The 8,891-nt window shown below is 56.5% G+C and carries 2 protein-coding genes and 1 pseudogene; all 3 read right to left on the minus strand.

Annotation, left to right across the window (positions count from 1 at the left end; translation table 11 throughout):
• Positions 1-151: 151 nt before the first annotated feature.
• Positions 152-3,361 carry a DEAD/DEAH box helicase gene (locus HFM78_RS02000; RefSeq protein WP_287127741.1) on the minus strand — a complete coding sequence of 1,070 codons (3,210 nt, stop codon included), beginning with the start codon at positions 3,359-3,361 and terminating at the stop codon, positions 152-154.
• Positions 3,362-3,430: 69 nt separating this feature from the next.
• Positions 3,431-5,776: an AAA family ATPase gene (locus tag HFM78_RS02005; RefSeq protein WP_287127742.1), complete on the minus strand. Its 2,346-nt coding sequence runs from the start codon at positions 5,774-5,776 to the stop codon at positions 3,431-3,433.
• A 117-nt stretch (positions 5,777-5,893) separates the two neighbouring features.
• Positions 5,894-8,632: pseudogene (locus tag HFM78_RS02010) on the minus strand (valine--tRNA ligase).
• Positions 8,633-8,891 lie beyond the last annotated feature (259 nt).

Here is an 8,891-nt window from a genome sequence, read left to right on the forward strand (position 1 = left end):
AGCATAGCCCCTACGACAGAGGCGCAATCCGATGTTGCAAGCTGACTCGTGGAACCAAGAGCTGGGCGGTAGCACCCAGCTATCCCCCGGCTTTAGCCGGGGGGAGTGTCAATTGAGCAATTGATTAAGAGCTCTATTGTAATTACCCAGTTTAAGAGAAGAGGAACTCCAAATCGCGCTGAGACAGGGTTTTGACGAATACGCTGTCGGTGCTGAGCATTTGGCTGGCGAGTTCAGCTTTATCGCGTTGCAGTTGGAGAACTTTTTCTTCGATGGTGCCGCGTGTGATGAGTTTGTAATTGAAGACGGGGCGGGTCTGACCAATCCGGTAAGCACGGTCTGTGGCCTGGGCTTCTACGGCTGGATTCCACCAGGGGTCGTAGTGGATTACGTAATCGGCTCCAGTGAGGTTGAGTCCGGTGCCGCCCGCCTTGAGGCTGATGAGGAAGAGTTTGACGCGGGGATCACTGTTGAAGCGTTCCACACGGGTCCGCCGCTCCATGGCAGTCGTCCCCCCGTCTAGATATTCATAGCTGAGGTGCTGTTCGTCTAAGGCCCGTTTGAGCAGTGAGAGCATTGAGACAAACTGACTGAAAATGAGGACTCGGTGGCCTTCTTCTAGAATCGTCTCCAACAGTTCCAGCAACTGTTGCAACTTAGCGGAGTCCTGGGCAGTGAAATTCTCGTTACCAGCAATTAAACGGGGGTCACAACAGATTTGCCGGAGTTTTAATAGGGCTGCCAGGATAGACATCTGGGCCTGCCCTAAACCTTGGTGCGCGAGTTCCCCGAAGATCTGACTCCGGCACTGCTCTAGGGTCCGTAAATATAACGGTTGCTGGACACTACTCAGGGTACAGAAGCTCAGGATATCGGTCTTGGCGGGGAGGTCCTTCTCGACTTGGGTTTTGAGACGGCGCAGGATGAAGGGCCGGATCTTGGTCTGGAGTTCACGGGCAACTTGCGGGTCTCCGGCGGCGATGGGACGCTCGTATTTCTCTTGGAAGTGCTTGTGGTCATTGAGGAAGCCCGGCATCAAAAAGTCAAAGAGGGACCACAGTTCTAGAAGTCGGTTCTCAATCGGCGTGCCGCTGAGGGTAAGGGTGTGGAGACTCTTAAGTTGTTTGACGGACTTGGCGGAGACTGATTCAGGATTTTTGATATTCTGGGCTTCATCCAAAATGACATAGCTGAACAGAAAATCCTTGAGTAAGTTGATATCCCGACGCACAATCCCATAGGTGGTGAAGAAGACCTGGGGTAGCTTGGCTTGGTTGAGCATCTCCTGGCGGTCCGTACCCAAAAAGAGTTCAGTCCTGAGATTAGGGGTGAACTTGCGGGCTTCGTCCTGCCAGTTGTAGACCACCGAAGTCGGAACAATGACCAGCGTGGGCGGAGCAGCGGGTTGGTTGCTGTGATGGGCTAAGAGTAAGGTCAGAGTCTGGATTGTTTTACCCAAGCCCATGTCGTCTGCCAGAATGCCGCCCAGCCCGAACTGGGAGAGAAACTGCAACCAATTGACCCCGTGGCGTTGGTAGCTGCGTAGCTCGCCTTGGAGTCCCACGGGGAGGGGACGAACCGGGATTTCCTCGATATTGCGTAACTGCTCTAGGAAAGTGGTCAGGCGTTCGTCATAGGTAACTTCGACGTTCTCATTGACCAGATTTTCAACGAGCGGCAAGACCTGATAGAGAGGCCGGGGTTGCTGGAAATCCAGGTCTACTTGCCGGAGGAGCCGGTCTAGGGCGCGGGCAGGGAACTGGGAAAAATATTCATCCGGTCCCTGGTAATAGCTGAGTCCCTTGGTGACGAGTTGTTCCAATTCCGCCAGACTCGCCTCAGCTTGGTCACTCTGGGCCTTGAAGTAGATCCGAAAACGGGGAGCCTCTAGGGTCAAGTGGGCACGGAGGGTCAAGGACTGGGGATGTAGCCGGTAGTAGGCCAGGGCTTCCTGGTCCACCTGCCAGTCCTGCCCGTACCGCTGCAACAGGGCCAAGGCTTCAAGAGCACGTTCGCCACTGAAAAAGAAACGGTCGCCACTCACTCGGTCGGGCTGGAGATTTTGTAGGACTTGGCGCAGTTGCATCTCTTGGGCGACCAAGCGACGGACCCAGAGACTCTGACCCGTTTCGCTGGTGAACCGGGTATGGGTGCGGTCGGTTTCCTGGGGTAGGGTCTCTGAGGGGACCAGCAACTTGCCATAGCGGAAGCCCAACTGTAACAAGAGCGCGGGCGCACCTTCCTTAGAAGACTCTTTTTCGCTCAAGTTCAGGACCACCACTGGGTCTTCCTGGATCACCTCAGGGGCGGGTTGGGTAACAAAGACAATCTGGGGCTGACCCTTGAGGTGGGGCCAAGTGCGGGTTAAAAAGGTCGGTACCTGGGTCTCTTTGAGTAAGAACGTGCCGCCGGATTCAAATTGAGTGGTCAGGCCCTTGAGCCAACTGGTATCACAACGGTAAAACGTCGTCCCCGCCAAGAGCCAACTCGGGGTCCCCAAGATGAATAGTGGGTCCGTCAGGGGCAAATCTTGCACTGTGGCGATGAGCTTCCCCTCTAGTTCTCCGGTGGGGGTCTCCTGGATCTCCAGGCGGACCTCAGCCGGAATTTCGGCAAAGGATAGGTGGTCCCCCGTCATCACATTCACTAGTTGCACGGCGTAGCGGGTGAAATCCAGGACAATCCCTTCTTGACCCTGAGGAACGCGGTGGCCTCCTGCTGATCCGGTGATGGCTTGGGGTAGGGCGACGAGATATTCCGCCAAACGACGAGCGGGACTAGCTTCCGGTAAGGTCCCTAGGGCTACGGGCGGGATTTTGAGGATATTTACTTTCCCGGTGGCCTGGGTGGGTAAGATGCCGAGGATGACCGCGAGGGGCCGAGGCAGTAGTAAGAGCCCCATCTGGAAGTCACGGGGAGCGGTGGGATCTAGCTCTTGGGGGTTGAGCAGTTCCTTGGGGTCAGGGCCGGGGGCTTCTTTTTCGTCCCGTTGGTCGCGGGCTTGCTCTAGCAGTTCTTTGACGCTCTGGCGCAGGTTGCGGTCCCGCCGTTGTAGGTAGGTCAAGAGGACGGCAACCCCGTGTTTACAGACTTCTTCAAAATACGGACAACTACAGGTACTCCGAAATGCCTCCGTCCCAGTGATCTCAACATCCACACTGTAGGGCTCACTACCGGAACCACTCACCCGGGCGGTCATGTGCTGAGGATCGGTCTCGCTGTACTGGACGACGCGATTACGTAAAAAATAACGAATCCCGCGCATAAAGACGGGTTCACTGGACCCTTGACGCACGGCTTTGAGGGTTAATCCAGTCTTGGCTTGAGGCTTTAACGGTTTTTGGGGTGGCAGTTCGGGCATAGTAAGGAAACGGGCCGCCAAGTTGTCCTGAGTCCATCACAGTATACTCGCTTGATGTACCCCAGTCCGTCAAATGCTGCTCTTCAAGGCGAGGGGGGTAGCCCAAGCGAGATTGACCCGTTCGCGGTTAATGAGAGCATAGTCCACCGCTTGCGTCGCATTCAGCGCACAGCCCTCCTCCCACAGGGTCTGGAAACTGTCGCCTAGGGCGGCCTGAACGTGTTGGACCGCCATCAAAAAAGCCTGGGCAGCGATTTGAGCTGGTGGCGTACCTAGCCGTTCACCCAGGGTCTCAGCCGCCCCTAGTAAACGCGCTGCCCGCACGGGGTCGCCTTCAAAGAGGGCGACTTGACCAAGACCCGCGAGTTTGTGGGCCAGTCCCCATTCATTTTGAAGTTCGCGGTGCAGGAGCAGGCCCCGTTGATAACAGTCCCGCGCCCGTGGGTAATCGCCGAGGGCCGTGGCGACCCCGCCCAAACTCCAGAGCAGAATTGCCATGGACCAGCGGTCTTGGAGTTCTTGGTAAATGTTCAGGCTAGTCTCGTTTTGGCGTTGGGCCGAGGCAATATCTCCTTGAGCTAGGGCCACCAAGCCCAAAGTATTGCGTGCAGCCCCCTCAAGCCAACGGTCCTGGATGGCAATCGCCAAAGCGAGGCCTTCTTCACCCAACTGCTGGCCTCGGGGATAATCTCCTTGGTACCAAGCCAGGGCCCCGAGATTGGCAAGGGCAAAAGCCTTCCCCCGTCGGTAATCTAGCTCACGACAGAGGGCGAGACCTTGCTGAAACCAGACCTGAGCTTGCCGGAAATCACCCTGAAAGATGGCGAGCCGTCCGGTGATATTCAGGACCTGAGCGCGTCCCTGACTCGGCGCACTGACCGTCCGCGCCAAAAGTTGGGTCAGCCAGTACTGCCCCTCGCTCAACAGACTTCTCACTTCCCAAAACAGCCAACAGTCTCCGGCAATCTGTAGTCCTAGGTCCGGGTCATGGGCTAGACACCACGTCAGGACCGCCCGTAAATTAGCTGATTCCTCCGCTAAATACGCTAACCAGAACCGTTGGTTACTCCCCGCCAACTCAGTCTGGGCGCGGCGGGCAAGCTGGGCAAAATAGTGGGCATGACGGCGTTTGAGTTCATCGGGCTCAGGGCAACGGGCTTGGGCGTATTCCTGGAGGATTTGGAGCATGAAATAGCGTGGTTCGCCTTGGTGATCAGCCCGTTGTCGGATCAGGCTCTTGTCGAGTAATGCTTGTAATCCTGTTTCTACATCAGGTTCTTGACAGACTTGTGCGATGGCGGCGAGGGAGGCTCCCCCCCAAAAGACCCCGAGTTGGGTGAAAAGGGCTTGTTCATGGGGCGTCAACAGTTCATAGCTCCAGTCCATCGTCTCGCGCAGGGTCCGCTGGTGGGTGGGTCCCGTCCGGCCCATCCGTTCGCCCAAGCTCAGGCGTTGGTTTAAGCGGTTGAGGATGGCCTGGGGCGTGAGGACTTTGCTTTGGGCGGCGGCTAGCTCCAGGGCCAAGGGTAGACCATCAAGTTGGACACAGCACTGGGCGACCGCTTTGGCTTGGTTGGGGGGTAGCTCTAGGCCGGGATGGACCGCGCGGGCACGTTCTAAAAAAAGCTGGACAGCGGGGGCGAGGAGGTCGGGTTGGTCTGGGTCCGGTAGACCCAGGGGCGGGACGGGGAATTCGTATTCACCGTAGAGCCGTAGCACTGTGCGGCTGGTGACAATGATCTTGAGATGGGGTGCATTCGTGAGCAGTTGAGCCACGAGGTCCACTGCCGGGAGCAGATGTTCAAAGTTATCGAGCACCAGCAGTAGTTGTTTGGGATAAATATAGTCCTGGAGCGTCTCTGCTAGGGGTTGGCGGCCTACTTCTTTGAGCCCCAGGGCTTGGGCAATCGCGAGGACCACCAAAGCTGGATCGCGCAGGGGAGCCAAGGCCACAAAGACCGTCCCGTCGCTAAAGTCCTGCTGGATAAGGGTAGCAACTTCTAGCGCGAGCCGTGTTTTTCCCGTACCCCCCGGTCCCGTGAAGGTAACGAGTCGCACGTGGGCTGACCATAAGAGAGCTAAGGCGTGGTCTACTTCCTGGGTCCGGCCCACCAACGGGGTAAGTGGCTGGGGGAGGAGACGGCGGGCACGCGCCGGGGCCGCAGGTAAGGGACGACGGGTTAAAACCGAACGAAAACTATTTTTCGTGACGGGTTCACCAAGAGCTTCGCTGATGCGCTGCCATAGTTTAGAACCCACTCCTTTGATATATTCGCTGTCGTAGGCATGAGTCTCCGCAATCTGAGCATAGGAATGGCCCTCCCAACACTCCACGAAGACCAGCGTCTGGATGTCATTTAATTTGTTGGGATACAACAGCGTATCCAGGAGAATTAGGGATTCTTCATGGTTCATAACGACACCGTAATGAAGTAGAGGAGCACACGATGATCAGTGTAGCCCCTCCCCTAAAGAAACACGACTACCCCGGTTTAAACGTGACCGAAGCCCTCTTTAGGTTGTGATTTCGATTCACAGCACCGTTAATCGTTGCTGGAGGGTAACAATTTGTTGGTCTAGATCCTGGAGTTCTTGTTCGGCTTTCTCGACTAGCTCGGCAGGGGCGCGGTCGCGGTAGCCAGGACCGGCGAGACGTTCCTGTAATTTATCGCGCTCCTTGTTTTTTTTGGTCAGGTCGCGCTCTAGTTTGACCCGTAGATTAGCTAGGTCCACAAGGTCAGTCAGGGGCAAAAGGACCGTCACGGCCCCCGCCACGCCCGCGAACACTTTTGCTGTCAAGGGAGGGACAGTAGCAGTTAGCTGAACTGCACTGAGTTTGACGAGTTTCAGATAGGTTTCATTCCTCTGGAGTAACTGGTAATCCTCCGGTTCGGGAGCAATCAAATAGATGGGCACCGCCTGGGCCGGGGGAATACCCGCCTCGGCCTTGAGGTTACGGATGATGCGGATGACGACTTGGAGGCGTTCAAACTGGGTCTCCACGGTGCCAACTAGCCACTGGGGGTCTGTCACTGGGTAAGGCTGAATGGAGATGGAAGTGTCTTTGGCTCCGGTCAGGGCTTGCCAGATTTCCTCCGTGATGTGGGGCATCCAGGGATGGAGGAGCTTCAGACCCTCGCTTAAAACGGTCTCTAAAATGTGTTCAGCTATCGGTCCGGTCGTACTTCCAAAGCGGGGTTTGGCAAGCTCAATGTACCAGTCGCAATAGTCGTCCCAAATGAAACTGTAGATGAGCTTGACGGCGTTACCCAGTTCATAATTGCCCATCAGTTCATTCACGGCAGTTATCGTCTGGTGGAGGCGCAACAATATCCAGCGGTCAGCCAGCTCTAGAGTGGATTCGGACTGTTTAAACTGTTGGGCGCGGCTCTCCGTTTTGAGATTCAGCGAGACGAACCGGGCCGCATTCCAGAGTTTGTTGGCGAAGTTACGGGCGGCCTCAATGCTCGCGGATTCGTCGGTCTTGCGGTTGTAATCAAGACGAATATCCTGCCCAGCCCCGGCAATCGCTGACAACAGAGTGAAGCGGACGGCATCAGTACCGTATTTATCCATCAGTTCTAGGGGGTCAATGCCATTGCCCTTGGACTTGGACATCTTTTGGCCCTTCTCATCACGAACCAAGCCCGTGATGTACACATCGCGAAAGGGCATCTGGTCCGTGAGTTGACCCGCCATCATCGTCATCCGGGCCACCCAGAAGAAAATAATGTCAAACCCCGTCACTAGGACTGACGTGGGATAGTACCGCTGGTAATCTGCCGTGGACGCGGGCCAACCCAAGGTCGAAAAGGGCCATAACCCCGAGGAGAACCAAGTATCCAAGACATCTTCATCCCGCGTTAGCTGGACCGCTGGGCCGTACTGGCCACGGGCGCGGCGGTAGGCTTCTTCCTCGTTGAGGGCGACGATGGGCACGGACTCCCCCGCCACGTACCAAGCCGGGATCTGGTGGCCCCACCACAACTGCCGAGAGATACACCAGTCACGGATATTCACCAGCCAGTCGCGGTAGACTTTTTCCCAGCGATCCGGGACAAACCGGGGTTCCTGGCGGCTGACGAAATCCAGGGCGGTTTGGGCTAGAGGTTCCATCCGCACAAACCACTGGGTCGTGAGGTAGGGTTCCACCGGGACCCCAGCGCGTTCGGAGTAGGGGACGGTGTGTTTGTAGGGTTCGATTTTTTCTAAAAGACCCGCTTCCTCAAACCACTGGACGACGTTTTTGCGGGCCTCGAAACGGTCTTGTCCTACAAAAGGCCCGCCGTTCTCGTTCAGGCTCGCATCGGGATTAAAGATATTGATGAAGGGTAAACCGTGGCGTTGGCCCATGGCGAAGTCGTTGGGGTCGTGGGCAGGAGTCACTTTCACACAACCCGTCCCGAAACTGACATCCACGGACGCATCGGCAATGATGGGAATTTCGCGGTTCTGGATGGGTAGCAGCAGCATCTGCCCGATGAGGTCCTGGTAACGCGGGTCCTCGGGGTTGACTGCCACGGCAGTATCTCCCAGCATTGTCTCCGGGCGGGTGGTGGCGACGACCAGATAGCGATCCGTGCCCACTACTGGATATTTGAGGTACCACAGGGAACCCTGGACTTCTTTTTTATCTACTTCCAGGTCTGAAATCGCCGACTGGGAGCCGGGGCACCAATTGACCAAGTATTCTCCCCGGTAAATCAAGTCTTGCTCATACATCAAGACAAAGGCGTGGGTCACGGCTTGGACTAATTCGGCATCCATGGTGAAGCGTTCCCGGCTCCAGTCGCAGGAGCAACCTAAGCGTTTGAGTTGGTGGATAATCTGCCCGCCGGAGGTTTCTTTCCACTGCCAGACGCGCTCAGCGAATTGGCTGCGCCCCAGTTGTTTTCGCGCTTGACTTCCCGCTTGGTTGACGGCTTTTTTCTGGTTCTCCGTCAGCTTACCGTAGGCTGGGTTCAACCCTAGGGCTGCTCGTCCTAACTCGCGCTCAACCACGGTCTGAGTGGCAATCCCCGCATGGTCCGTCCCCGGCAACCACAGACAATCCCGGCCCTGCATCCGGTGATAGCGAATCAGGGTATCCTGCACACTCGAACCCAGGGCGTGCCCGATGTGGAGGTTTCCCGTCACGTTGGGGGGCGGGATGACGATGGTATAAGGCTCTTTCCCGGATTGCGGGTCGGCCTGCTAAAAATTATGGTCCGCCCAGTACTGCTGCCACCGGGATTCCGTGATAAAGGGGTCATACTGGCTGGGCAGGGTCATGGTTCACGGCTCAACGGGTTATTCCATGGTAAAGGAACCCCCTACCGAGTAGCCCTTCCATTCACCAGCCGAGTAGATTGAACAAATTGATCCCGTACACTATAGCAATCCGAGTTGAATTATAAAATTTCAGTAGCTCGCCAACAGCCGCCCCTCCGCCCCGTACCCTGCCGGGCACAGGTAAACGGGGGACCAAGGCAGAAAAGAACTTATTCTTGCTCTCCTACCCTGCTCGCCTGTGCCCGGCAGGGTACGGGGG

The organism is Candidatus Cyanaurora vandensis (assembly GCF_013285555.1).
Lineage (GTDB): Bacteria > Cyanobacteriota > Cyanobacteriia > Gloeobacterales > Anthocerotibacteraceae > Cyanaurora > Cyanaurora vandensis.